We start from the raw sequence: 24,818 nt of genomic DNA, 5'->3' as shown, positions 1-24,818 counted from the left end.
TCCTCTCATGTGCGACGGCTCTCCGAGATCAGGAGCCAGACGAGATACGCACCGCCGATGCACACCGTGACGGCTCCCACAGGAAGCAGGATGCCCGGCAGCGCATGCTGGGCGATCACGTCGGAGACGGACAGCAGCACGGCGCCGACGAGCGCCGCCCCGAGGGGGTCTGCCACGCTCCCCCGCCCGGTGAGGCGACGCGCGATCTGCGGTGCGGCGAGCGCGATGAACGCGATCGGCCCGCACGTGGCGGTCACCAGCGCCGTCAGCGCGACACCGACGACCGCGGCGATCACCTTGCTCCGCTCGACCGGCACCCCGAGTGCGGCCGCCGCGTCGTCGCCGAGCTCGAGCTGCCGCAGCGACCGGCCGGTCTGCGGGAGCACGAGCGCCAGCCCGGCCATCACCAGCGCGCTGGTGCCGACGATCGGCCAGGTCACCCCGTTCAGGGTCCCCGCTCCCCACGCGGCGGCTTGCAGGGCCACCCCGAGGTCTGCTTTCACCGTCAGCCAGGTGTTCACCGCGGAGAGCATCGCCGAGACGGCGATGCCGACGATGATCAGGCGGAAACCGCCCAGGCCGCCGCGGAACGCCAGGAGATAGACGATCGCCGCAGCGCCGAGCCCGCCGATGAGCGCACCGGTGGCCTGGGCAAGATAGCTCGCGCCGCCGAGGAGCAGCACCGTCATCACCCCGGTATAGGCACCGGTGTTCAACCCGATGATGTCGGGGCTTCCCAGCGGGTTGCGGGTGAGCGACTGGAAGATCGCCCCACTGACACCGAGGGCGGCGCCGAACAGCACAGCGGCGGTGGCACGAGGGGCGCGCCATTCCACGACCACCATCCGATCCAGCCCCGGAGCGTCCGGAGCGAAGGCCCCGAGCACCTGCCCCAGGGAGAGCGCCCGGTCGCCGAGCATGAGCGCCCCGAGGAAGCACACCGCCACCAGGACAAGGAGCACGCCGTTCACCACGATGGCGCGGCGGGTGGTGCGGCGCGTGAAGCCGCCGACATCGATGACGATCGGGCGGCTCATGGCGCGCTCGCCCCCTTCCTCCGGACGAGCGCGATGAGCACCGGCGCCCCGAGGAACGCGGTGACGACACCCACCTGCAGCTCCGCCGGCCAGATCACCAGCCGGCCGATGACGTCGGACACGAGCACCAGCACCGGACCCAGCACGAGCGCGAACGGCACGATCCACCGCATGTCCGGGCCGGTGACGAAGCGGACGGCGTGCGGGATCATCAGCCCGACGAAGGCGATGGGTCCGGCGGCGGCCGTCGCCGCACCGCACAGCAGGGTGACCGCCGCCACACCGATCGCCCGGGTGAGGAGCACGCGTCCGCCGACGGCCCTGGCCAGCTCATCACCCAGGGCGAGCGCATTCAGCCCGCGCAGACACGCGAAGGCGAGCAGCACGCCGACGGCGATGAACGGCCAGATCGTCTCGACGGTGCCTTCCGGCCGATCGGCGATCGAGCCAGCGCCCCAGAATCGCATCCGATCGAAGGTCTTCGGGTTGATCAGGGCGAGGGTCTGCGAAGCGCCCATGAGGACAGCGCTCAGGGCGACGCCGACGAGCGTCAGGCGCACGGGCGACGCCCCGCCCGGTCCGCGCATGGCGATCACATACACCGCCAGCGAGGCCAGGACGGCCCCCACGAACCCGAACCAGAGGTACTGGTCGATGCGGGTGACGCCCAGCGCTGCCACGCCCAGCACGATCGCGAAACCGGCGCCGGCGTTGACGCCGAGGATGCCGGGGTCAGCCAGCGGGTTGCGCGTGAGTGCCTGGATCAGTGCTCCCGCGACGGCGAGGGCCAGTCCGACGAGGATGCCCAGGGCCGTGCGCGGGATGCGCAGAGTGAGCACCGTGAGGTGATCGATGCTGCCGTCGCCGGCGGTGAGCGCAGACCAGACCGTCGACAGCGGCAGCGGCGCGGAGCCGACCGCGATGCTGGCAGCCGCGCTCACCACGAGCGCGATCACCGCGACGGCGAGCCACACCAGACGCCGCGCGGTGCGACGCCGCGCGGCCGTCGCAGCGACCGGCTGCTGCGTGCGCGACGACGTCGTCACGGTCATGTGCTGCGGTCGAGCGGATGCAGCTCGACGCATTCGATGCCCCACCCGAGCCCCTGCCGGGCGCCGATCCGCCACCCGGCGTGCCGGGCGAGGCCGGCGAGATGCTCTGCCGTTGGATAGCCGGATCCCGTCGCAGCCAGGTGCAGCAGCGCGCCGTGAGCCATGGCCGTCGGATCGAGCGCATCCGGCGCGAAACGCTCGATGAGCACCGCGCGGGGGGCTGCGGCGCGCATCGCCGTCAGCAGCGCGACGGCCTCCGCATCGGTACGGTGCGCCAGCGCGAGCGCCGTCACCGAGACGTCCTGCGACCCCCAGGACGCGACGAAGTCGTGCGGGCTTGCCGCGCCCGCGGCATCGCGCAGCTGGCCCAGCGGCAGGGCGTCCTCCACGATCGTCATGACCGCCGCGGTCCCCGCCCGCAGGGCGTCGGCGACCGGAAGAGCGCCAGGACCGGTCACGCCGATGCGTCGACCGCGCTCCCAGACACCCCGGCGATGCAGCGCGGTGACGAGCTGACCGAGAACAGCACCGTCGTCGATCAGCTCTTCGTAGGCGTCCGGCACGCTGACGACGTGCTCCCGGAGGCTGCGGCCGTTGGCGGCCGTCCAGGCGGAGGAGCCGCGGACCACGGCGGCCGGCAGCGCGGCGAGAGTCAGGATCTGCTCGGCATGGAAGCCGTCGTAGCGTTCTCTGGCGTGCTCGTCGGCGACGAGCTCCTCCCCCGCCGCACCCAGCGCGATGCGGCCGGCCTCATCGCGCGTCAGCAGCCCCCTGGCGGTCAGCGCATCGGTCAGCACGGTCACCGCGGCCCGGTCGGCGCCGACGCGGCGCGCGAGGTCGTCCAGCGTGGCCGGGCCCTCATCGAGGGCATCGACGAGGCCGATCTGCAACGCCGCACGGATCGCGAACCAGCTCACCGGAGAATCATCGCCCGCCGCTGCCGCCGGCCCCGGTGCCGCCGTCGCTGTCGCGGGATCGCTCGTGTGCCAATAGCCCGTGATGTCACTGTGGCTCTTCGGCACCCCGAGCACGCGGGCGACGTGACGGCGCACGGGCAGCAGCGCACGGCTCTCCGCACCGGCCCACACATACAGCTCATCCGCGCAGGGCTCGACGGCGGTGACGGCCGCAGCGAGTGCCTGTTCGTCCCGCGGGTCGGCCACCACCCACTCCACGACGTCGCCGTCCCGCACGGCCAGGCTCTGCCGCGCCGAGGGATCCGCCACCACGATCACCGCGCGCGCCGGGGCATCCACCGGGCGCTCATCGAAGAATCGTCCGATTGCGGGGAGCGCGGTCTCATCGCCGACGAGCAGCACCCCGTCGCAGGTGTCCGGAATCAGGGTGGACGACTTCGGGCCGACGAACCAGAGGTCATCGCCGGGGCGGGCATGCTGCGCCCAGTGCGCTGCCGGCCCCTCGCCGTGTCGTACGAAGTCGAGGTCGAGCTCGCCCGCATCCGGGTCGAAGCGGCGGGGCGTGTAGTCGCGTCCGAGTCGCGTGGCGGACGCCTGCCATTCGATGCCGTTCTCCAGCTGCACAGGGAGCGCGCCGGCGATGTCGCCGTCTGAGGCGAAGATCAGCTTGACGTGGTCGTCGAAGCCGGGCGTGGCGAATGCCGGAAGATCGACGCCGTTCGCATGAAACGCGCCGAGCTGCGGACCGGTGAGGGTGATGCGTCGCATCCGGGGGGTCACGTCGCGCACCCGCTCGACCTGCACCTGGCGCAGGACGAGCGGGTGGGCGACGACACGGTGATGAGCCATCGTGTACGCGGGGTCCGGATCAGGAGAACAGGTTCTCGATGACGTCCAGCAGAGCCATGGCCTCGTCGTAGTCGCTGCGCACAGCCCAGTAGGGAAGATCCCAGGCATGCCCGGCGGTGAACGCCGACAGCGCAGCCCACACCGGCTGGGCGGAGAGCGTCGCGACGTCTGTGGTGTCCGCGTTGAAGCCGGTGATGAACAGGCCGGGGACGCTGGCGAGCATCTGGCCGACCTGCTCCGTCGACAGCTCAGCCATGTCGCCGCCCTCGGTGTAGGGCTGCAGGTTGTTGTCGGCGACGACCGGGGCGGCCGCGAAGCCCAGCTCGCTCAGGGTCTGGGCGATGCCCTGGTCCTCGAAGAGCACGAACGGCGTGCCGTCCGCGGTGATCGTCAGCGTCGCCACCGGCGACGCCGGCACCGTGATGGCTTCCTTCACCTCGGCGAGACGCTTGTCGTATGCGGCGACGAACGCGTCGTAATCAGCGGAACGGTCCAGCACGTCCTCGGCGAGGAAGGAGAACTGATCCTGCCATGTTGCGAGGGTCTTGCCGACGATCACCGTGGGGGCGATCTGGCTCAGCTGGTCGTATCCCTTCACGGCCAGGCCGTTGGGCAGTCCGAGTCCGCCCGCGATGATGAGGTCCGGCTCTAGCTCGAGGATCTCCTCATAGTCGAATCCGTCCATGCCCCAGCTGAGGAGCTCCGTCCCGTCTTCCGCGGGCGCGTCTCCCCACAGCTCGGAGAAGGCTGCATCATGGTCGAAGTCCTCGGAGGTCGTGCCGACCACCGGGATGTCGAGGTCGTAGAGATACCCGGCCAGAGCGTAGTTGAGCACCACGACCCGCTGCGGGTCGGTGGGCACGGTCACCTCGCCCTGCTCGGTCTCGACGACCCTGGTCGTCGCCGCCGCCTCGGTCTCCTGCCCGGTCGCCTGCTCCGGCGCGGGCTCAGAAGCGCATCCGCTCATAGTGATGACGGCGCCGGCGACGAGAGCGGCGAGGAACGGGGCACGAAGGCGCGAACGCATGGAACTTCTTTCTGTCGTGGAGCTCTCTCACGGCAGACGGCCGGAAGAGGAAGATAAGGTGACCCTAAGCGCCACGAACGTCCGTGGTGCTCCGCAGGCGACATCCGAACGCGCCGGAGACGACATGGAATGGGGGCCGGGTGAGAACAGCGTCGAAGGACCTGACGGCGGTGGTCCCCGAGAACTCGATCCGTTTCATCGGGCACGACATGCACAGCCACGCCGTCCCTCACCTGATCCACGTCGTGACCGGCGCGGCCGACCTCGTCGTCGACGGGACGCCGATGCGGTTGCGTGCCAAGGAGAACCTGTGGCTCGCACCAGAGGTGCCGCACTCCGCGCGCTATGCCCCCAGCAGCGTCGTGCTCGGCCCCTTCCTCTCCCCCGCCACGACCCCGGTCGAGCGGGTACTGCGCCTGGGCGTGGTCCCGGAGCTCACCGAGATCATGACCACGGCGCTCGCGGCGGCACCGGCGACAGAGGAGCAGGTGCGTCCGTTCCGGCTCGCCCTGGACCGCACGTTGCAATCGATGGTCCGCCCGTACTTCTCTCTGCCATTGCCGGCCCACCCGGTGGCGCGCGCCGTCGCCCGAGCGGCGACCAGCGAGCTCTCCCTCGATGAGATCGCCGGCGCCCAGGGTACGAGCGTGCGACACGTGCAGCGGGTCTTCCAGCAGGAGACGGGACTGTCGTTCAGCCGCTGGCGGGTGCGAAGCCGCCTCAACATCGCGATCGGCCGGCTTCAGGTGGGTGATGACCTGACGGTCGCCGCGCACGTCTCCGGGTACGCCACCCGCAGCGGGCTGATCAAGGCGATCGGACGCGAGCTCGGCCTCCCCGAGGCCTATGTAGCGCGGGATCCCCGGGCGGCGCTGGACACGGCGCGGATGTCCGGTCCGGGCGATCACCCGGCGGTCGCGGAGGCCTACGCGGTGTGAGGCCGGGGTCGCGCGTGACGGCGCAGGACCTGGGCCGCCACGCGCGCGGTCACGACGGGACGCGACCGGTCGAGGCCGCAGCGGCCCGGGGCACCAGGCGTTCCAGCTGGGTGACGTGGCGCGGCTCGAGCTCCTGCGTCGAGGAGACCTGGATGAGTTTCATGGTGCGGACGATCTGGTCGGCGAGGATCGCGATCGCGCGATCGACGCCCGCCCTCCCCCCGGCCATGAGGCCGTAGAGGTAGGCACGGCCGATGAGGGTGAACCGGGCACCGAGCGCGATCGACGCGACGATGTCTGCGCCGTTCATGATGCCGGTGTCGATGGCGATCTCGACATCGCTCCCCACCTCGCGGACGACCTCCGGCAGGAGGTGGAACGGGATCGGGGCGCGATCAAGCTGGCGTCCGCCGTGGTTGGACAGCACGATCCCGTCGACGCCGAGACCGGCGAGGCGCTGAGCGTCCTCGACGTTCTGCACGCCCTTGACGACGAGCTTGCCGGGGAACAGCTCGCGGATGATCGCCAGGTCCTCGAAGCTGATCGTGGGATCCATCGCCGAGTCGAGCAGCTCACCGACGGTGCCGCCGGTGGACGAGAGGGAGGCGAATTCCAGCGGCGGGGTCGTCAGGAAGTCCCACCACCACCAGGGCCGGGGCAGGGCGTTCAGCACCGTCCCCAGTGTCAGCTGCGGCGGAATCGAGAAGCCATTGCGCTTGTCTCGCAACCGCGCCCCCGCCACGGGGGTGTCCACGGTGAAGAACAGGGTGTCGAAGCCGGCCCGCGCCGCGCGCTCGACCAGGGCGTAGGAGATGTCACGCTCGCGCATCACGTAGAGCTGGAACCAGTTCCGCCCGGTCGGGTTCGCCGCCGTGACGTCCTCGATGCTCGTGGTGCCGAGGGTCGAGAGCGTGAAGGGGATGCCCGCCGCCCCCGCCGCGCCTGCTCCGGCGATCTCGCCTTCCGTCTGCATCAGCCGGGTGAACCCGGTCGGCGCGATGCCGAACGGCAGCGCAGACGGGCCGCCGAACACCGTGACCGACGTGTCGACCTCGGAGACGTCGCGCAGGATCGACGGATGGAACTCCACGTCGTCGAAGGCCTGGCGTGCACGTGCGAGCGAGAGCTCGCCCTCCGCCGCACCGTCCGTGTAGTCGAAGGCCGCCGTCGGCGTGCGGCGTTTGGCGATGCGCCGCAGGTCTTCGATGGTCAGCGCCGACTCCAGACGGCGCTTCTTGAAATCGAGGGTGGGCGCCTGGAACTTCATCAGTTCGAACAGGTCGCGTGGATTGGGGAGCTGCCGTTTCACCATGATGTGATTCTCCTTGCCCGGGGTGGTGTCAGGACTCGCGGTGGGCGACGTGCTTGACGAAGAACGATGCGATCAGCCCGAGGGATGCGCAGAAGATGATGTAGAGCGAGATCGGCCACCACTCGCCGCCGCTGGCCTCGTTGAGGGCGGTCGCGATCAGCGGCGCCGTTCCACCGAAGATCGCGGCACCCAGCTGGTACCCCAGCGTTGCGCCGGAGTAGCGGATCTCGGGGCTGAAGCTCTCGGCGATGAGGGTGCCGAGGATGGCGTTCACGCTGCCCCACAGCAGGCCGAACCCGATCACGGTTGCCAGGAAGATCGCCAGGGTCGTGCCGGTGTTCAGCAGCAGGTAGTACGGGAAGGCGTAGAGGATCGTGGCGATGGTCACCGCGCGGTACAGCAGTGCCCGCGGGACGGAGTCCGAGATACGGCCGAAGATCGGCATCCAGATGGTCGCCACGAGCGCCGCCACCGCCACCGCCGTGAGGACGACGTTGTTGCGGGCGCCGAGGAAGTTGGTCGCGTAGGCGATGATGTAGGTGCCGAAGATGTAGAACGGACCGGTCTCCGCCGCCTTCGCTCCGATGGAGACCAGCACCGCCCGCCAGTGCTTCTGGAAGACCTCGGCGATCGGCAGCCGCACGACGGCGCCCGACTCCTTGACCCTCTTGAAATCGGGGGTCTCGTCGAGGCGCGACCGGATCCACAGCCCGATCATCACCAGGATGACGCTCGCCACGAACGGGATGCGCCAGCCCCAGGCCATGAACTGGTCCTCCGGCATGAGCGTGAGCAGCGACACCACACCGGCGGCGAGCAGCATGCCCAGGCTGATGCCCATCTGCGGAACGGCGCCGTACAGGCCGCGACGGTTCCGGGGCGCGTACTCATATGCCAGCAGCAGCGCACCACCCCACTCTCCCCCGATCCCGATGCCCTGGAGGATCCGGAAGACGATCAGCAGGATGGGCGCCGCGATGCCGATCGCGTTGTAATCGGGGGTCAGGCCGATGGCGACCGTGCCACCGCCCATCAGCATGAGCGTGATGAACAGCGTCTTCTTCCGGCCGATCCGATCGCCGATGTGCGCGAAGATCACACCGCCGACGGGTCGGAAGAAGAAGGTGAGCGCGAACGACGCCATCGCGAACATCATCGAGAGGAACTCGCTGTCGGTCACGAAGAACGTCCGGTTGAACACCAGGGCGGCCACCGTGCCGTAGACGAGGAAGTCGAACCATTCGATGGTGCTGCCGCTGAGGCTCCCCAGGAGCACCCGGTAGTTCAGCCGGCCGCGCGGAGGCTGGTCGCCCGCGAGCGGCTCTCCCGTCACCGGCGCTTGATTCGTCGTCGTCATCATCTTCTTTCTCCCCTTTGAGAACACCGGGCCTGCTCCGGTCCGCGATGCGACGAAGCGCATCGTTCGCGGGGCGAGACCACCGGGAACTGTGGTCCAACCACATGGTCGGACCACAAGAAGTTATCGCATGCCCTTCCCGAGCGTCAACACCCGGGGCAGCACGGACGCCTCCCCCTCCGGGGGTCGCCGATGCGAGCGCCCTCAGCCGGCGTGGTCGAGCGGCGACTCGTCACCGGTCTCGAGGTAGTAGCCCCGGATATGGGCTTCGAGAAGATCTGCCGCCTCGGCTCCCCGGCCCGCACGCAGGGCCTCGAGGATCTCCCGATGCTCGCGGCGGAGCCGCGCCGCGGTGCGGGACCAGTCGGGCAGGCGTTGCGCCCGCACCAGGGTGTGATCGAAGATCGCGATGCGCATCGCATCCATCAGCGTGCTGATGAGCGGATTGTCCGCCGCGCGGGACGCCAGGACATGGAACTCCGCATCCAGGCGCAGGAAATCCTCCACGTCGAGGTTCTCATCGTCCATCCGGTCCAGCACACGTTCGGGCTGGGCCCAGTCCACCCGGTCGGCGTCCGAATGACCGGCCGCCCAGGACTCCAGCAGCAGGCGCACCTGGAGGAGATGCTCGGGCTCGACCTGCCGCGTGGCCAGTTGCAGGCTCAGCGCAAGGCTCAGCGCCTGCTCCGGGGCCGCCGTGACGATCGTGCCGGAACGGGGACCCGTCCCGGTGGACGTGTGCAGCGTGCCGAGTGCTTCCAGCACGCGCAACGCCTCCCGCAAGGAGTTCCGAGACACACCGAGGGTCTCCGCCAGCGTCCGCTCCCCCGGCAGGTGGTCGCCGATGTGCAGACGGCCGCTCACCAGCTCATCCGTCACCCACTGCAGCACTGTCTCGTGGACCCTCATCGTGACCCAGTATCCCACCGGAAGCGTCCGATTCCGCCGCGCGGCAGGGTCAGCGCAACGCTTGCCCGCACCGCGCCCCACCCGGGATCGCGTGCCGCTGTCAGGGGGCCGTCCGCGGTTCCGGGCCGAGCGCTGGCGATGCCGTCATCCCGGTGGGGCGCCCCTCTGCATCGAGGATCCATCCCATGCGTTTGTGATGAGTGATTCCGGCGGCGGTCTCGAGAACGCGAGCCTCGGGAACCGCTTCGAGGAGACGCCGCTCGATCTCGACGATCTGCGGTGTCGAGTGCAGCTGCATCATGAAGAGGAAGTTCGCCTCCCCCGTCACCGACGAGCAGAGCCGGAGGGTGCGGAAAGAGCGGAGCGCCGTCAGCGCCGCAGCCTCTGCGCCGTGCGGGAGCCTGACCCGCCAGAGAACGGTGAGCGGATAGCCGGCCCAGTAGGGGGCGACCTCGCAGCGGACCGCCACATAGCCGGCCCGGAGGGCACCGTTGAGCACCCTGGCCGCGGTGGACGGATGAAACCCGATGCGCTCGGCGATCGCGCTCACCGGGGCTCTGCCGTCGGCCTCGAGCACCGCGACGAGCGCGTCCAGCGCGGGCGTGCGTCTGATGCTCTCCGATGTCGGTGTGGGCACCAGCGCCTGCACCCTGGCCTGGCGCTGCGGATCGAGCTGGTCGATCCGCCAATCCTCTCCCGCGGCGTGCAGATGCAGCATCAGAGAGGTGTGCATCCGCCACACCCCGGTGACGCCGCTGATCGCCGGCAGCACGTGCGTCGCCATCTCCTCCCAGCTGGTGGCGATGCAGGTCAGCAGGAAGTCGGCCCGGCGTGTTCCCGAGATGACGGACCGGACGTCCGGCAGAGCACACAGTTCGATCCGGGTGCGTTCGAGGGTCGCCGGATCGGCTTCGATGTCGACGTAGGCCGCGCACTGCCGGCCGTACGTGCCGCTGAGATGCCCCAGGCTCCACGCCCGCCCGAGCTCCCGCAGCCGCGACCAGCGCTGCGACAGCGTGGCCGGGTGATAGTTAAGAGCGCGCCCCAGGTCTGCCCAGCTCGCGCGCGGAGCGATCTGGAGCGCGTGAACGAGATCCAGGTCGATGCTGCTCACCGAGGCGTCAACCATGCAGAAATTATCGTTCCATACGTGGCACTACGCAATTATTCGCGGTCTTTTGCGCCGAGAAGCGCGGGAATCTCAGGATAAGGACGGGGGAAAGTCAGAGCGGTCGCACCCGCCCCGGTCGTCGTCGATTGCGGCGGGTGCGCCGCGCTGCACTGCCCCTCCCGCGCTGTCACACGGAGGTCACATGCGCTCAGATTCCCTTTCGATCCGTGACGGGGCGAATCGCCTCACGGACGAGATGTCCGCACTACGCCACGCCATCCACCGCCATCCGGAAATCGGGCTCGACCTGCCCCGCACCCAGCGTCTGGTTCTGGACTGGCTCGAACCGCTGCCGGTCGAGATCTCCACCGGCCAGGCGCTCTCCTCCGTCACCGCCGTGCTCCGCTCGACCCGGCCGGACATCGCCGGACTGCCCGTGGCCGACCGGCCGATCGTCCTGCTCCGGGCGGACATGGACGGCCTTCCGCTGACCGAGACCCCCGGGCTCCCCTTCGCCTCGGAGCTCCCCGGCGCAATGCACGCGTGCGGGCACGACCTGCACACCGCGATGCTGGCCGGGGCGGCGCGGCTCCTGGCGGAGCGGCGCGACGAGCTCGCCGGGGATGTGGTCTTCATGTTCCAACCCGGGGAAGAGGGTTACGACGGGGCAGGACATATGCTCCGTGAAGGCGTGCTGGACGCCGCCGGGCGACGCGTCGACGCCGCGTACGCGCTGCACGTGCTCAGCAACGTGGGACCGACCGGGCTCTTCCTGACCCGTCCCGGCCCCGTCCTGAGCGCATCGGACGCGCTCGTGGCGACCTTCCTCGGAGCCGGTGGGCATGGCTCGACTCCGGCGCGCGCGAAGGATCCCGTCCCCGCGGCCGCGGCCGCGGTCACCGCTCTGCAGACCATGGTGACCAGGGAGTTCAGCGCCTTCGACCCGGTCGTGGTGTCGGTCGGCGTGCTGCACGCGGGCACGGCGCGGAACATCATTCCGCCGACCGCGCGGATCGAGGCCACCGTCCGGTCGTTCAGCGCAGCAGCGAGAGAACGTCTCTCCCACGCCGCTCCACGCCTGATCGCCGGCATCGCGGAGGCCCACGGGCTCGACGTCAGCGTGGAGATCCGCCCGGAGTACCCGGTCACCACGAACGATCCGCGAGAGACCGCGTTCGCCGTGGCGACCGTTCTCGACCACTTCGGCGCAGCCGGATACACCGAGATGACGCAGCCGCTCGGGGCGTCGGAGGACTTCTCGCAGGTGCTCGACATCGTGCCGGGCGCCTACCTGTTCCTCTCCGCGCTCGCGGAGGGCCTGGCACCGGACGAGGCATCGTTCAACCACGCCCCGGACGTGTTGTTCTCCGACGCCGCCCTCCCCCGGGGCGCCGCCCTCTACGCGGCCCTCGCGATGCAGCGCCTGGAGTGCGGGCGCACGCTCCCCGCAGACGCGCCCGCCGCGTCGTCCCACGCGCAGGAAGGCCCCCGATCATGACCAATCAGACGCCCGGCAGCACCGCGCGGAGCGACACTCCGCCGGCCCCACCGACTCGGCAGAGATCCACCCTGTTCGGGATCAGCGCCGGCAACGCCGTCGAGTGGTTCGACTGGGCCATCTACGCGACGTTCGCCTCGTTCATCTCCACTCAGCTGTTCTCGCGCGAGGACCCGGCGAGTTCCTTCCTCGCGACATTGGCCGTGTTCGCGGTCGGGTTCGCCGCCCGGCCGATCGGCGCGCTGCTGTTCGGCGCCCTCGGCGACAGGGTCGGGCGCAAGAGCGCGCTGACGCTCGCGGTGGCGTTCGCCTCGGTGGGTTCGTTCCTCATCGCGATCGCCCCCACCTTCGAGACGGTCGGAGTATGGGCTTCCGTCGTGCTGGTCACCGCGCGCATCATTCAAGGCCTCGCCCACGGCGGCGAGATGCCCGCCGCCCAGACCTACATCGCGGAGATCGCCCCTGCGCGCAAGCGTGGCCTCTACAGCTCGCTGATCTACGTGTCCGGCACAAGCGGCATCGTCTTCGGCACGCTGCTCGGCGCGATCCTGGCGGTCGCGCTCGACGCGGGGCAGATGGACGCCTGGGGCTGGCGGATCCCGTTCTTCATCGGCGGCGCGCTCGGGCTTTACACGCTGATCATGCGGCTGCGGCTCCGCGAGACGAAGCAGTTCACCGACACGCAGTCGCTGACCCTTCCGCACGCGCGAACGCCGCTGCTGGTGGAGGTCTGGCGCAGCCGGAGACAGGCAATCAAGGTGATCGGCCTGAACGTGGGCCTGACGGTGTGCTACTACGTCTGGTCCGTGTCCACCCCGGCCTATGCGATCGCCCACCTGGGCATGGAGCCGGCGAGCGCGCTGTGGGTCGGCGTCGCGGCGAACGTCTGCTTCATCGCGATCCTGCCGTTCTGGGGCTGGGTGTCGGACCGCATCGGTCGCAAGCCGGTGCTGCTGATCGCCTGCGTCGGTGCTGCCATCCTGCAGTTCCCCCTGACCTGGCTTGTGCAGGGTGAGACCTGGCAGCTCTTCGTCGCCATGGTGTCGATGCTGATCTTCATCGGCGCCGCCGCCTCGATCCTGCCCGCGGTGTTCGCCGAGATGTTTCCCACCGGAATCCGCACGACGGGCGTCGCGGTGCCGTACGCGATCGCCGTGGCGGCGTTCGGCGGCACCGCCGCCTTCCTCCAGGCGGGTTTCAACAGCTGGTTCGGCGACGCGGGGACAACCGTGTTCTCGTGCTACGCGGTGCTGCTGCTGCTGGTCTCTGCGTTCACCGTGACGCGGATCGCCGAGACCCGCGGAGTGGAGCTGCACTAGGGTGTGTTGCCAAAGGCTGATGTGTGGCATGCGGGCGTTGCTTGAGGCAGGGCGCGTACGGAGATCTCTGATGAGATCTGGGGTGTGATCGGCCCGCAACCCACGGTCTACGCGAGCGAAGGCCCCCGGCTCAACCACTCATAGCGTCTAGCGAGATCCTGGCCGACCTCATCGGCGACGGGACCCCGCCATCGACTGAACAGTCCGCTCGCGGACTTGCTGACTTCTCCGGATACACCCACCGCAATGGTGGCTAATGGGACGAGAAGGGGAGCCTGAACCATTTCTGGTGCAGGCTCCCCTCCGCCTCCGGGTGACGGGAAAATCCGGCCCCGGTTCAGATCCTGTCGTGGGTTCGGCGTCTACTTCTTCTGAACGATAGCTCGTCGATGTTGAAGGTCACGAACCGCCACCACGAGCGCTGCGATGAGTAGTGCGAACATGCCAAGCCACAGCAACCAGGTGTACTCATGAAGCGGTTCAATGTGGGCGATGAGAGGCAAACACATGGCGACGAGGATCATCGCAACGAGAGTGACGCGAATTCTCAGCGGGGCCTTTCGGATGGTGCTCACGGGACGTAATCCTGTCACGCCTCCATGGCTTTCGCCACGCATGTACCCGCGGTCGATCTGATAGCGCCTCCCGTGTTTTCTTCTGCCGGTGCGGTGGTGATCTGGGTTGTGAGCAACTCGCCGTCCTGCCAGAGCGCAACGCGGCCCGATTCCTCGCTGGACTGCTCGTACACGACCTCGCCGGTCGAAGCGATCGTGCTGTTCGGGGCGAACATTACGGTGGAGCCCGAGATCTCGAGAATGCTTGATGCCGCATCGAAGGGAACGTGGAGGATCAACGATCCGTTCGCGGTCTCACGCGTGTACGCGCCATCGATGTCCAGCCCCTTGCCACTGAGCGTTGCCGTGGACTCGTCCACATTCGGGAGAGCAAAAAGCTCCTGGGTCTTCGGATCCTCGGTGAGCTGCGTGTTCGAGGTGAGTTGGGAGATCTTCTCGCCGGGGCTTGCAGCGGTCGCTGAGATCGGTGACTGGAATCCCGTGGCGGCCAACGCTGTCGGTTGCGTACCGCGGGCAACGTTCGTGGCAACAAGGACCCCGACGGCGAGTGCAACCGCAGCGAGTACCGCAATCGTGAGGATCGTGACCTGGCGTGCCCCTGAGGCAACGAACTGTTTCATGGTGTCTTCCTTGATCGAGCGGCGCTGCTTGGGAGACATATGGCACCGCGGTGTCATTCGAAGGTTTAACCCGCCAGGCCCTTGGTGCGAAACCCCGTGCCGATTCCCGTCCCAAGTTGCAGAGTCCGCGCGCAGAAACAGGCAAATTTGGCACAATGTCCAGAAAGTGGGTCCAGCCTCAGTCGCTTAGTGCAGCGTCCCGGCGCCCACGCCGATTCCGCGGCCGATCTGGTCGAGCCCGACGGTGACGATCGTGGTGTCCAGCCCGACGAGGAACACCGCGAGAGCGCACACGACCAGAATCGTCCACCGCCGTCCGGCGCGCCGAGCTGACGTCGGGCCGGTCGTGCCGGGCGATCTCGTCGTGCAGGCGATGGGTTCCGCCGTGCACTGGCCGAGGTTCGACGGCGATGCGGCAGGCTGGACCCATGACCAGCGCGTCCGCGGCCCGCCTCCGCGCCATCCCCGCCCTCACCGGCGTTGCACCCGATCTGGACCTGGCCCGCCTGCCGGATGACCCGGTGACACTGTTCCATCTCTGGCTCGATACGGCAATCGCATCCGGGGTTCCGGAGCCGCACGCGACAACGCTCGCAACCGTCGATGCCGAGGGGGTTCCGGACGCCCGCACCCTCATCGTCAAGGATGTCGACGAGCGCGGCTGGGCCGTGGCGGGTCCGTCCTCCAGCCGAAAGGCCGCCCAGCTGTCGGCCTGCCCTGCTGCGGCCCTGAACTTCTGGTGGCAGCCCATCGTCCGCGCGGTCCGCGTTCGCGGGCAGGTGATCGAGGCGAGCCGGGCCGACAGCGAAGCCGATCACGCCGCGCGCGGCGCCGCGGCCCGCGCTGATACATCACCGCACGGCTGGCAGCTCTGGCGCGTGCAGCCGGCCAGGGTGGAGTTCTGGCAGGGCTCCCCCGATCGACGGCACGTCAGAATCGTGTACCAGCGCGACGGCACAGGCTGGACGCGCACCGCCATCCGCGGCGACGACGTGATCACCCTCCCCGCCGGATGATCGCGGCCGACCGGGCCTCCCGGCGAGATCGGGCGCGTGCAGGCGCAGGTTCCGACGGCGCCCCGACGCCACGCCCACCCAGGGCCGCGACGAGGCGGAGGACAACCCGATCGCGTTCCCCGCGGTGTCCCTGCGTGGGGGGCACCGCGGGGAACGCGGTCTCCGCGGTGACGCAGACGTCGTCTGCGTGGCTCCTCAGACCGCCGACCGCTCCCGAGAGCTCCGGGACTCACGCGCCTCAGCACGCTCCTGCATGACGAGCTCATCGTCGAGCCAGTTCGGTGCGTTGTTCCGCAGGAACACGATGTACACCACGAGAGAGACCGCGATGACGGCGGTGACGTAGCCGATGAACAGCGCGACCTGATCGCTCTCGATGGCACCGGCGTACAGCAGCGGCGCTGTTCCTCCGAAGACCGAGTTCGCGAGCGCGTAACCGAAACCGAGGCCCAGGGCGCGGATGTGCGTGGGGAAGAGCTGGGCTTTCACGACGGCGTTGATCGAGGTGTACCCGGTGAGGATCACGAAGCCGGCGACGAGGATGGCGAACGCGCCGATCGCGTTGTCCTGCTGGGGCAGGGCCGTCAGCAGGAACCAGGTGTACAGGACACCGCCGACCCCGAAGAAGACGAGGAGGGTTTTGCGGCCGACGATGTCTGCGAGCCATCCGCCGACCGGCTGCAGAAGCATCAGGGTGGTCAGCGCGACGAGGTTGATGATCGTGCCGGTGATGACATCGTCTCCCGCGAACCCGCTCTTGATGATGTTGGGGCCGACGACGGAATACGTGTAGAACGCGACCGTGCCACCCATCGTGACCAGGAAGCACAGCAGCAGCGGGCGCCACTGGTGGACGAAGAGCTCGCGCATCGAGCCCGACTGCCGGGAACGGCCCGACTTCGCGGCCTCGATGACCGTCGTCTGGAGCGATTCGTCCATCGTGCGACGCAGCCAGAACACCACGACGGCGGCGACGCCGCCGATGCCGAACGCGACGCGCCATCCCCAGTCGGCGATCGCCTCGTGGGAGAGCGTCAGGACCATGATCAGCAGGGTCAGCTGCGCGAGCACGTGTCCGCCCACCAGCGTGACGTAGTGGAACGAGGACAAGAATCCGCGACGTCCGGGCAGCGCCGCCTCGGACATGTAGGTCGCGCTGGTGCCGTACTCACCGCCGGTGGCGAACCCCTGCAGCAGCCGCGCGAACACCAGGATCACCACGGCGCCGACGCCGATGCTCTCCGCCGTCGGGGCGAACGCGACGATCAGGGAGCACGCCGCCATGAGCGTCACGGAGACGGTCAGCGCCAGGCGACGGCCATGCCGGTCCGCGAACCGTCCGAAGAACCACGACCCGATCGGGCGCATCAGGAAGGTGACGGCGAAGATCGCCCAGATGTAGATGGTGGAGTTCTTGTCGTCCGCGTCGAAGAACTGGGACTCGAAGTAGGTCGCGAACACGGAGTAGACGTAGACGTCGTACCATTCCACGAGATTGCCGGCGGAGCCTTTCAGCGTGTTCGAGACGGAACGCCGCAGGCTCGTCGGGATTGTGGTCGTCGTTGACATGGAGGATCCGATCGTTGTCGAGGGGAGGCGGACCCGGCATGCGCGTGCGTTCCGCATCGTCGAGGGCGCCCGTTGGTCATCCTGACGGCCCGGAGACACGACGGGCCGAAACCTTACATCCCCTTTACACACGCCTGTCACATCCGACCGTGGCCCCGCGGATCACGCCCATCCGGCCAGAGATCAGGCCGCTGTGACACGATGTCACTCATGCGGGTGCTGATCGCGGAGGATGACGGCTCGGTGGCATCCGCGCTGGCGTCCGCGCTCACCCGGGCCGGGCACGCCTGCACCAGGGTCGCTCGGGGCAGCGATGTGCTGCTCCGCCACCGGGACGCCGAGCTCATCCTGCTGGACCTTGGCCTGGTGGACATGGACGGCCTCGACGTGCTCCGGCAGCTTCGCGTCGTCAGCGACGTGCCGGTGATCGTCGTGACGGCGCGGGGCGACGAGCGTTCCACCGTGCGGGCGTTGCAGCTGGGCGCCGACGACTACCTCGTCAAGCCCGTGCGCCTGCATGAGCTGCTGGCTCGCCTGGGCGCGGTCGCTCGCCGGTACACACCGCAGACGCCGACGCCGAGCGTTCAGATCGGCGACATCCGAGTGGAGCTCGATGCGCGTCGTGTGCTCGAAGGCGGCGAGGAGATCGCACTGACGCCGCTCGAATTCGACCTCCTGGCCGTTCTCGCCCAGCGCGTCGGCCGTGCGGTGAGTCGTCAGCAGATCCTCGACGAGGTCTGGGGTGATGCGTATGCGGCCACCTCGCGCTCGTTCGACGTGCACCTCGGCCAGGTCCGGCAGAAGGTGCCAGCCGTGACGATCACCACGATCCGCGGCTTCGGCTACCGGCTGGAGCACGACCGGTGAGGACGCGCGTGCTCGTGCCGCTCCTGCTGTTCGGTCTGCTCGCCGTCTGTGCGATCCTCGTGCCCGTCGGCGGCGCGCTGGCCACCTCGCGGACGCAGCAGCTGGTCATCCAGCGCGCCAGCTCGATGGACCTGATCGTGCAGCATGCGCGTGAGGCTCTGGCTCAGGACGACCGCGGGCCGCTGGAGAGCTATCTCCAGCGGTTCAACGAAACCTACGGGGAGGCCGTGGTCGTGGTCCTCGACGGCACAGAGAACGTGATCGCCGAGGCGGGAGGTCTCACCATCGACGGCGCGGTCGTCCCCCTGATCCGCGCGGCGGCCCGCGCCGTTCCGCAGTGGTCTGTGCCGACCGTGCTGCCCTGGAGCGACGACACCGCCCTCGTCGCCGAGCCGTTCGCGATCGAGGGGGCTCCCACCGCCGGAGTGGTGGTGCTCGCCGCCGACCTGACCGCGGCGAAGGCGGACGTCGCCCGCGGATGGCTCATGATCGCGGCGATCGGCGCGGCGCTGCTCGCCGCGCTCCTGGCGGCGTCGCTGTTCTGGACACGGTGGGTGCTGCGGCCGGTGCTCGCACTGGACGCCGCGGCGAACGCCCTCGCCACCCGGCAAGAGCCCGGGCGGACGATGCCGACCGGGCCCCCGGAGCTGCGACGCCTGGGCGTCACGTTCGCGAGGATGTCGGACGCCGTGCAGGAGGCTCTCGAACAGCAACGCGGCTTCGTCGCCGACGCCTCCCACCAGCTCCGCAACCCCCTCGCTGCGATCCGTCTCCGCATCGATGCCCTCCCCCGCGATCCGGCCGACGCCGCCGACCTGCTCGCGGTGGAATCGGACCTCGACCGGCTCGAGCACACCGTGGATCGCATGCTCGTGCTGGCCAACGCGGAGCACCGAGCGACCGCACGGTCCAATGAGATCGTCGACGAATCCCCCGGCGCGGATGCCCGCGCGTGCCGCACGTCGGCCGCAGCGCTGTCCGTGCCGCATCGCGATGCCCTTCGCGACGCCGGTGTCCACCTGGTCGCGACGGGTGCTGATGGGGTCCGGGTGCCCTGCAGACGACGGGACCTGGAAGCGGCCGTCGAGATCCTCCTCGATAACGCGCGCAAATACGCCGGTGCGGGGGCAACGGTATGGCTCTCCCTCGCGCGCGACACGCACCGCGTCGTCATGGAGGTCGCCGACTCCGGCCCCGGGCTGTCCGAGGCCGACCTCGCCGCCGTCGGGACCCGGTTCTGGCGTTCCGCCGCCCACAGCGCTGCCCCCGGAACGGGCCTCGGCATCGCGATCGTGCTCGAACTCGCGCGCGCCAACCACGCCGAGGTCACGATCGACCGCGCAGTGCAGGGCGGCCTGCGCATTCGCCTCATCTGGGCCGCGTCATGAACGGCCTCACCCGCCGGGGGCTTCTGCTCGGCGTCGGCACGACGATGGTCCTCTCCGTCGTCGGCTGCGGAGCTCCGGCGACCCCGGCCGTCACCATGAGCTGCGGTGCGCGCGGCGGCAACTACCTGCAGTTCGGTGAGCTCCTGCGCAACAGCCTCCGACCTCGGCGGGTGACGCTCACGCTTCTCACCACGAACGGCAGCATCGAGAATCTCGAGCTCCTCGCGGACGGCACCGCCGATCTCGCGATCGCCCAGGCCGATGCGGTCACCGCCACAGAGCGGGGCCTGGTCGCCATCGGCCGCGTGTACCAGAACTACCTCCAGTGCGTGACGCTCGCGACAGGTCAGGTGAGGACGCTCGCCGACCTGGCGGGACTCCCCGTGTCGATCGGAGCCTCCTGCTCTGGCGCGGCGGCCACCACGCGACGCGTCCTTCACGCAGCAGGTCTCGACGCTGGGCCGGCGGCCGTTATCGCAACAGAGCTGGAGCTGGACGCTTCGGTCGCTGCGCTCACCGACGGAAGCATCGCGGCCTTCTTCTGGTCTGGTGGGCTTCCGACCCCCGAGGTCGATCAGCTCGCCCGACGCGTGCCCGTGGCGCTGGTCGATATCGGGGCCGCGCTGCCGGAGCTCAACGCGGCGTTCCCGCACGTCTACATCTCGACCGCGATCCCCCCGGGCACGTACGGCGTGCGTGAGGCGACACCGACCGTCGGCATGCCGAACCTTCTGGTCGTCCGCCCCGATCTTCCCGCCGCGACCGTCAGCACGCTCGTCGACACGCTCATCGAGGACAGCAGAGAACTCGCGACCGCCGAGTCCGTGGGTATCCAGTACCTGACCCCGGCGAACTTGATCGACACCAGCCCGGTCCCCCTGCATCCTGCGGCCGAACGACGCTACCGGCAGCGCTACGGCTGACGAGGCTCTCCCGCGAGCCGGCGGAACCGATCCCCGGGGTCGGCATCGCGGGCGAACCGTGCAATCTCGTCGGTGCGCGACGGCCTGAGAGAGCCTCGCCGCGCGGATACGTCACGCGCCCGCGATGGAGGTAAGGTATCCCTTAGTTGTTTCGATATGCGCGCCTCATAAGTCGCGCCCCTCAGAAGGGTCCACAGCACATGCGCCACCGTTCCCCCCGGCTTCTCGCTGTCATCGGCGTCTCGGCACTCCTCCTCGCCGGATGCTCGGCCGACCCCGGCTCTTCCGACGACACACAACCCGCCGGCGAGACGTACACGGTCACCCACGAGACGGGGACCACGGAGAACGTGCCGGTCGACCCCCAGAAGATCGTGGTGCTCGATGAGTACGCGGCCCTCAACATGATGGAGATCGGCTGAGCACCGCGTTCCACCGGCACCGCCGGGCCGAGCGCGCTCAGGTGCGCAGCGTCATCCCGGCGATCGCCTCGACGCACTCGATCACGCAGCTCGCCTTCCTCATCGTTCTTCTCGTCGGCGCCGGCACGGCAGCAGCCGCAGGACAGCCGGGCGGGAGCACGGCAGCGACCGTCGGCGCTCTGGTCGCCGTGTTCCTCGCCCTGCGCCCCCTCGCGGAAGCGGGGACATACGGAGCAGCGATCCGGATGGCGACCGGGCACCTCGACGAGATCGATGCGCTGCTGACGGCGCAGCCGCTCCCGGTCGCCCCACCGGCGACGCACGCACCGTCGCCATCGTCGTCGTCGCCGGTTCTCGCCGCGACAGACGTGCGTGCCGGCTACGACACGTCGACGGTGCTCGACGGCGTCACGCTCCGCCTCGAAGCGGGCTCCCTGACCGCCGTGGTCGGCCGATCCGGCAGCGGCAAGAGCACTCTCGCGGCCCTCTTCGCCCGCCACCTCGACCCGGCTGCCGGAACCATCGCCATCTCCGGCGCCGACCTGCGCACGATGGACGCAGAGCGCGTCGCCTCGCACGTCGCGCTCGTCTCCCAAGAGAGCGTGCTGTTCGCAGGCACCCTCCGCGAGAACGTCATCGTCGGCCGCCCCACCGCCGCCGACGACGAACTCGCCGACGTGGCCGAGAGAACCGGCCTCGCTGCGCTGCTCGACGCGCTGCCGGACCGATGGGACACCGCCGTCGGCGCCGGCGGAAGACAGCTCTCCGGCGGGGAGCGGCAGCGCGTCGCCCTCGCCCGTGCGTTGCTCTCCCCCGCCCCGATCCTCGTCTTGGACGAACCGACCAGCGCGCTGGATCCGGAGACCGAGGCCCACGTGATGCGCACCCTGATGGCGCTGCGCGGCGAACGCACCATCCTGCTGATCACCCACCGGCTCGCCCCCATCGCGGCGGCGGATCAGATCATCGTCATGGACGGCGGCCGTGTCGTCGAACGGGGCACGCACAACCAGCTTCGCGCACAGGGCGGCGCCTATGCCGCGTTCTGGCGGCTGCGTCAGGCGAGCGAGGGGTGGCGCTTATCGAAGCGCTTGTGACTGTGATGGACTGACAGCATGCCCACCGAACGGCGACGGCCCACCGGCGGACCGTTGATCGGACGCCCCCCGAAGATCACCCGCGACGACATCCTCACCGCGGTGCTCGAGATCGGCTTTGCCGATGTCACCGTGCCGCTCGTCGCGGAACGTCTCGGCGTCACCACCGCGACCGTCTACCGCCACATCCCCGACCGCCCGACGATGCTCGCTCTCGCCTGGGACCGCGTGGTCGACACGATCCCGTGGCCAGCGGTCGAGGGCAGCTGGCGTGTGGTGCTCCTCGCCCACGCGCAATGCCTGTGGGATGCCCTCGCCGGGCACCCTGGCGTCGTCACGGCACTCTCCCCGGGGCTCATGCCGGAACGCACCATGGACATCCTCCTCGCCCTCGCCGTGCACCTCGAACGCGAAGGATTCACGATGCTCGATGCCATGCTCGTCATCGACACCGTCATCGACACCGTCGTCGACCATCGGCTCGGCATGGAGAAACTCGATGGCCACACGCCGGAAGCCGGGGCCTCGCGCGCCGAGATGGCGTCGTCGTGGGAGCCCCGCGGCGATGATGCAGGGCCGCTGCACCGTGCACGAGCGGCGATGCGCGACGCCGTTCTCATGCCGCCCCGGGACTGGCTGAGCCGAAAACTGTCGCTCATCCTCGACGGCGCCGAGGGCCGGAGAGCTCAGGCCTGACACCACCTCCCCCAGCGGTTCGCGGCGGTCACCTCACGGCCCGCACCGGCTCTGCGCCAGAACAGGCCGTTTCGGCGGCAAAGCGCCTGTTCTGGCGCCTATTGCCTGTTCTGGCGCGGCGGGCTTCCACGACGCGGCGGTGACTCACCGGCGCTGCAGAGTCAAACGCGGTTCATCTGCGCCCTGCCCGGAATCGGCGAGGTGCTCTCTCACCGTGGCGACGGCATCCCCGATCACCGTGCCAGATACCCGACGAACGCGCAGTTCGATGATGAACAGGTCAATCCAGCTCTTGTCGGTCATCGTCGCGCTCATGGTGTGTCCGTCCTTGCTTGTGTTCCCGTGAGATAGCTATTGCTGATGGTGGTGAAGTGCGACCATTCGGCGCGTGCCCGTTCGAGTTCGCTGCGTCCCGCGTCTCTCAACGAGAAGTACTTTCGCCCCGGCCCTGCTTCACCAGGGCGCCACTCGACCGCGACGAGCCCAGCCGATTCGTAGCGGGTGAGCAGCGGGTAGAGCGTGCCGCCCTTGACCGTGCCCATGCCGTGGGCTTCGAGATCGGCGATGATCGCGTACCCGTACGAAGGCCCGTGCTCCAGAGCGCGAAGCGTCAGCACGCCGAGGATCGCCCGCATCCAGTCGCTCGGCCACTCCGCGACGTGATCCGCGCCGTCCGCTTGTTCCATCTGCATAGCTAGATCGCCTATCTAACTAGGGCGTGTTGCTAAACCCCCGCTGGTGCGTCGTGGGCGAGTCTTGGACGCGTGTCGCGTGATGTGATCTCGGATGAAGCGTGGGCTGTGATCGGCCCGCTGTTCCCGGCTGCGAAGCCGACGGGGCGGCCGCCGGTGGATCGGCGCACGGTGGTCGAGGCGACGGCGTGGCGGTTTCGCACTGGTGCGCCGTGGCGGGACGTTCCGGAGCGGTTCGGGAACTGGAACACGATTTACAAGAACTTCAATCGGTGGTCCGAGCAGGGCGTGTGGGCGCGGGCGTTGGAGAGGACGCAGTCGTTTGCGCAGCAGTCCGGAGACCTGGACTGAATCGCGTCGATCGACTCCACAATCGTGCGCGTGCATCAGCACGGTGCCACCCTTCCCCGCGTCACAGAGGGCTCTATCGAACTACAAGAAATTCGGTGACGAGCCAACGGATCACGCGATCGGCCGCTCCCGCGGTGGGTTGACGACGAAGAACCACCTGGTCTGCGACGGGAAGGGACGTGCTCTCGCGTTCATCCTCACGCCCGGGCAGACGGCGGACACCAGCATGCTGACCGCAACGCTGAGCGAGATCCGCGTCCCGGGCGCTCGCGGCAGGCCGCGGTCGAGGCCGGATCGGGTGCTCGCGGACAAGGGTTACCCGTCGAAGGCGAACCGCGCCTGGCTGCGCGAGCACGGGATCGCCGCGACGATCCCCGAGCGCGACGATCAGATCGCCCACCGCCGCAAGCGACGCGGACGCCCGATCGACTTCGGCGACCAGCAGCGGGCCCGCTACCGTGGCCGCAACGTCGTCGAACGGTGCTTCAACAAGCTCAAGCAATGGCGCGGGATCGCGATGCGCTCAGACAAGACCGCCCGCAACTACCACGCCGGCCTCAGCCTCGCCGCGACACTCCACTGGCTCAGCAGCGGTGCCGTCGCTCACTCCGCGATCGACAGCACGAGATTCGGTGCAGGGGCGGGGTCGGTCGCCAGCCGCGCATGCGTCTCAACGTCGTAGCGAACACTGCCGTAGCGGAGCTTCTCCCGCTCGACCCCTTCGGCGAGAAATCCCGACGCAGTCGCCACTCGACATGACGCGGGGTTATTCACCCGGTGCCCGAGCTCGAGCCGATACAGCCCGTTCTCGAAGGCCCACTCGGCCACCGCGATGAGCGCACTTGTCGCGTATCTCTTACCGCGCGCTTCGGCTGCAAGCCAGTAGTACATCCACGCGGTCTCGTGCCGAAACTCGATCGCGGACGCTCCGACGTTTCCGATCGCAACACCGTCCTCGACGACAGCCCAGTTCTTCACGCAATCGTCGAAGCGCAAGGACTGGTCGATGAACGCCTCGGCAGCTGCCCGAGTCGACAGATCGGCGCCCCCGAACTGAGTCGCCAGATCGGAAGCACTCCGAAACGCCTCACTCAGCGCGGACGCATCCCCACTGGTCCACGGGCGAAGCGAAACACTCACGCCCCAATCCTGCCCCAGCAGCCAGATAAGAGCCGAACTCAGCCTTTAGCAACACGGCCTAGTCGTGGATCTTCCGTCGAACTCGGCGACCTGTCTGGTATGCGGATCACGGCTGGTGAAGAACGGCCGTCACCCC

General features: G+C 69.0%; 24 protein-coding genes and 1 pseudogene. 11 read left to right on the top strand and 14 right to left on the bottom strand.

The window, feature by feature from the left end:
- Positions 1 to 5 precede the first annotated feature (5 nt).
- The 4 genes from AC3RXY_RS03080 to AC3RXY_RS03065 are packed head-to-tail and all read right to left on the bottom strand — an operon-like array spanning position 6 to position 4,882.
- Positions 6 to 1,037 (bottom strand): FecCD family ABC transporter permease, encoded by a 1,032-nt coding sequence (locus tag AC3RXY_RS03080; RefSeq protein WP_491509431.1) that lies wholly within the window; start codon positions 1,035 to 1,037, stop codon positions 6 to 8.
- Complete coding sequence (locus AC3RXY_RS03075) at positions 1,034 to 2,089, bottom strand: iron chelate uptake ABC transporter family permease subunit (RefSeq protein ID WP_491509430.1); 1,056 nt, start codon at positions 2,087 to 2,089, stop codon at positions 1,034 to 1,036. Before AC3RXY_RS03075 ends, AC3RXY_RS03080 begins: the two co-directional genes overlap by 4 nt.
- Positions 2,086 to 3,855, bottom strand: coding sequence for a siderophore-interacting protein (locus tag AC3RXY_RS03070; RefSeq protein ID WP_491509429.1), 1,770 nt, complete (start codon positions 3,853 to 3,855; stop codon positions 2,086 to 2,088). Before AC3RXY_RS03070 ends, AC3RXY_RS03075 begins: the two co-directional genes overlap by 4 nt.
- 19 nt (positions 3,856 to 3,874) lie before the next feature.
- Positions 3,875 to 4,882: an ABC transporter substrate-binding protein gene (locus tag AC3RXY_RS03065; protein WP_491509428.1), complete on the bottom strand. Its 1,008-nt coding sequence runs from the start codon at positions 4,880 to 4,882 to the stop codon at positions 3,875 to 3,877.
- 140 nt (positions 4,883 to 5,022) lie between these two features.
- Between AC3RXY_RS03065 and AC3RXY_RS03060 the strand changes: the two genes are divergently transcribed.
- Positions 5,023 to 5,820 (top strand): AraC family transcriptional regulator, encoded by a 798-nt coding sequence (locus AC3RXY_RS03060; RefSeq protein WP_491509427.1) that lies wholly within the window; start codon positions 5,023 to 5,025, stop codon positions 5,818 to 5,820.
- A gap of 49 nt (positions 5,821 to 5,869) precedes the next feature.
- On the opposite strand, the gene AC3RXY_RS03055 is transcribed toward AC3RXY_RS03060, so the two are convergent.
- The 4 genes from AC3RXY_RS03055 to AC3RXY_RS03040 form a co-directional block, all read right to left on the bottom strand.
- On the bottom strand, positions 5,870 to 7,132 hold the full coding sequence (locus tag AC3RXY_RS03055; protein WP_491509426.1) for an alpha-hydroxy acid oxidase: 1,263 nt from the start codon (positions 7,130 to 7,132) through the stop codon (positions 5,870 to 5,872).
- Between the two features lie 28 nt (positions 7,133 to 7,160).
- Entirely contained in the window at positions 7,161 to 8,489 is a 1,329-nt protein-coding gene (locus tag AC3RXY_RS03050) for an MFS transporter (protein ID WP_498224378.1), read from the bottom strand.
- A gap of 204 nt (positions 8,490 to 8,693) precedes the next feature.
- A complete protein-coding gene (locus AC3RXY_RS03045; protein ID WP_491509424.1) occupies positions 8,694 to 9,398 on the bottom strand; it encodes a FadR/GntR family transcriptional regulator in 705 nt (234 codons plus the stop codon).
- 100 nt (positions 9,399 to 9,498) lie between these two features.
- Positions 9,499 to 10,527, bottom strand: a complete 1,029-nt coding sequence (locus tag AC3RXY_RS03040; protein WP_491509423.1) for an Lrp/AsnC family transcriptional regulator — start codon at positions 10,525 to 10,527, stop codon at positions 9,499 to 9,501.
- A gap of 238 nt (positions 10,528 to 10,765) precedes the next feature.
- On the opposite strand from AC3RXY_RS03040, the gene AC3RXY_RS03035 reads away from it, so the two are divergent.
- Together AC3RXY_RS03035 and AC3RXY_RS03030 are read left to right on the top strand one after the other, a co-directional pair.
- Positions 10,766 to 12,007: a M20 metallopeptidase family protein gene (locus tag AC3RXY_RS03035; protein ID WP_491509422.1), complete on the top strand. Its 1,242-nt coding sequence runs from the start codon at positions 10,766 to 10,768 to the stop codon at positions 12,005 to 12,007.
- Entirely contained in the window at positions 12,004 to 13,326 is a 1,323-nt protein-coding gene (locus AC3RXY_RS03030) for an MFS transporter (protein ID WP_491509421.1), read from the top strand. The genes AC3RXY_RS03035 and AC3RXY_RS03030 overlap by 4 nt, the downstream gene beginning before the upstream one ends.
- A 362-nt stretch (positions 13,327 to 13,688) precedes the next feature.
- Here AC3RXY_RS03030 and AC3RXY_RS03025 read toward each other — a convergent pair whose 3' ends face one another.
- Both AC3RXY_RS03025 and AC3RXY_RS03020 read right to left on the bottom strand, forming a co-directional pair.
- Complete coding sequence (locus tag AC3RXY_RS03025; RefSeq protein ID WP_491509420.1) at positions 13,689 to 13,901, bottom strand: cytochrome c-type biogenesis protein; 213 nt, start codon at positions 13,899 to 13,901, stop codon at positions 13,689 to 13,691.
- Positions 13,902 to 13,915: 14 nt separating this feature from the next.
- Positions 13,916 to 14,521 carry a hypothetical protein gene (locus AC3RXY_RS03020; RefSeq protein ID WP_491509419.1) on the bottom strand — a complete coding sequence of 202 codons (606 nt, stop codon included), beginning with the start codon at positions 14,519 to 14,521 and terminating at the stop codon, positions 13,916 to 13,918.
- 428 nt (positions 14,522 to 14,949) lie between these two features.
- On the opposite strand from AC3RXY_RS03020, the gene AC3RXY_RS03015 reads away from it, so the two are divergent.
- Complete coding sequence (locus tag AC3RXY_RS03015) at positions 14,950 to 15,537, top strand: pyridoxine/pyridoxamine 5'-phosphate oxidase (protein ID WP_491509418.1); 588 nt, start codon at positions 14,950 to 14,952, stop codon at positions 15,535 to 15,537.
- Between the two features lie 195 nt (positions 15,538 to 15,732).
- Here the strand turns inward: AC3RXY_RS03015 and AC3RXY_RS03010 are convergent, their stop codons facing one another.
- Positions 15,733 to 17,106, bottom strand: coding sequence for an MFS transporter (locus AC3RXY_RS03010; protein ID WP_491509417.1), 1,374 nt, complete (start codon positions 17,104 to 17,106; stop codon positions 15,733 to 15,735).
- Positions 17,107 to 17,316: 210 nt separating this feature from the next.
- Between AC3RXY_RS03010 and AC3RXY_RS03005 the strand changes: the two genes are divergently transcribed.
- The 6 genes from AC3RXY_RS03005 to AC3RXY_RS02980 all read left to right on the top strand — a co-directional run bounded on the left by AC3RXY_RS03005 (position 17,317) and on the right by AC3RXY_RS02980 (position 22,499).
- A complete protein-coding gene (locus tag AC3RXY_RS03005) occupies positions 17,317 to 17,973 on the top strand; it encodes a response regulator transcription factor (protein WP_491509416.1) in 657 nt (218 codons plus the stop codon).
- An 8-nt stretch (positions 17,974 to 17,981) separates the two neighbouring features.
- Positions 17,982 to 19,361 (top strand): sensor histidine kinase, encoded by a 1,380-nt coding sequence (locus AC3RXY_RS03000; RefSeq protein WP_491509415.1) that lies wholly within the window; start codon positions 17,982 to 17,984, stop codon positions 19,359 to 19,361.
- Positions 19,358 to 20,284: a TAXI family TRAP transporter solute-binding subunit gene (locus AC3RXY_RS02995; protein WP_491509414.1), complete on the top strand. Its 927-nt coding sequence runs from the start codon at positions 19,358 to 19,360 to the stop codon at positions 20,282 to 20,284. The genes AC3RXY_RS03000 and AC3RXY_RS02995 overlap by 4 nt, the downstream gene beginning before the upstream one ends.
- Before the next feature lie 200 nt (positions 20,285 to 20,484).
- Positions 20,485 to 20,706, top strand: coding sequence for an ABC transporter substrate-binding protein (locus AC3RXY_RS02990; RefSeq protein WP_491509413.1), 222 nt, complete (start codon positions 20,485 to 20,487; stop codon positions 20,704 to 20,706).
- A 41-nt stretch (positions 20,707 to 20,747) separates the two neighbouring features.
- Positions 20,748 to 21,803 (top strand): ABC transporter ATP-binding protein, encoded by a 1,056-nt coding sequence (locus AC3RXY_RS02985; protein WP_491509412.1) that lies wholly within the window; start codon positions 20,748 to 20,750, stop codon positions 21,801 to 21,803.
- Between the two features lie 18 nt (positions 21,804 to 21,821).
- The gene (locus AC3RXY_RS02980) at positions 21,822 to 22,499 is read left to right on the top strand and encodes a TetR/AcrR family transcriptional regulator (protein WP_491509411.1); all 678 of its coding nucleotides are present in this window, start codon (positions 21,822 to 21,824) and stop codon (positions 22,497 to 22,499) included.
- A 144-nt stretch (positions 22,500 to 22,643) separates the two neighbouring features.
- Here the strand turns inward: AC3RXY_RS02980 and AC3RXY_RS02975 are convergent, their stop codons facing one another.
- Positions 22,644 to 22,814, bottom strand: coding sequence for a hypothetical protein (locus AC3RXY_RS02975; protein WP_491509410.1), 171 nt, complete (start codon positions 22,812 to 22,814; stop codon positions 22,644 to 22,646).
- Complete coding sequence (locus tag AC3RXY_RS02970; protein WP_491509409.1) at positions 22,811 to 23,191, bottom strand: PadR family transcriptional regulator; 381 nt, start codon at positions 23,189 to 23,191, stop codon at positions 22,811 to 22,813. Before AC3RXY_RS02970 ends, AC3RXY_RS02975 begins: the two co-directional genes overlap by 4 nt.
- A 72-nt stretch (positions 23,192 to 23,263) precedes the next feature.
- Between AC3RXY_RS02970 and AC3RXY_RS02965 the strand changes: the two are divergent.
- A pseudogene (locus AC3RXY_RS02965) lies at positions 23,264 to 24,131 on the top strand (IS5 family transposase); the annotation flags it as partial.
- A gap of 14 nt (positions 24,132 to 24,145) precedes the next feature.
- Here AC3RXY_RS02965 and AC3RXY_RS02960 read toward each other — a convergent pair.
- Positions 24,146 to 24,682: a GNAT family N-acetyltransferase gene (locus tag AC3RXY_RS02960; RefSeq protein WP_491509408.1), complete on the bottom strand. Its 537-nt coding sequence runs from the start codon at positions 24,680 to 24,682 to the stop codon at positions 24,146 to 24,148.
- Positions 24,683 to 24,818 lie beyond the last annotated feature (136 nt).

This window comes from Microbacterium longlingense, assembly GCF_058349825.2.
This window is presented reverse-complemented; position numbering and strand designations above follow the sequence as displayed.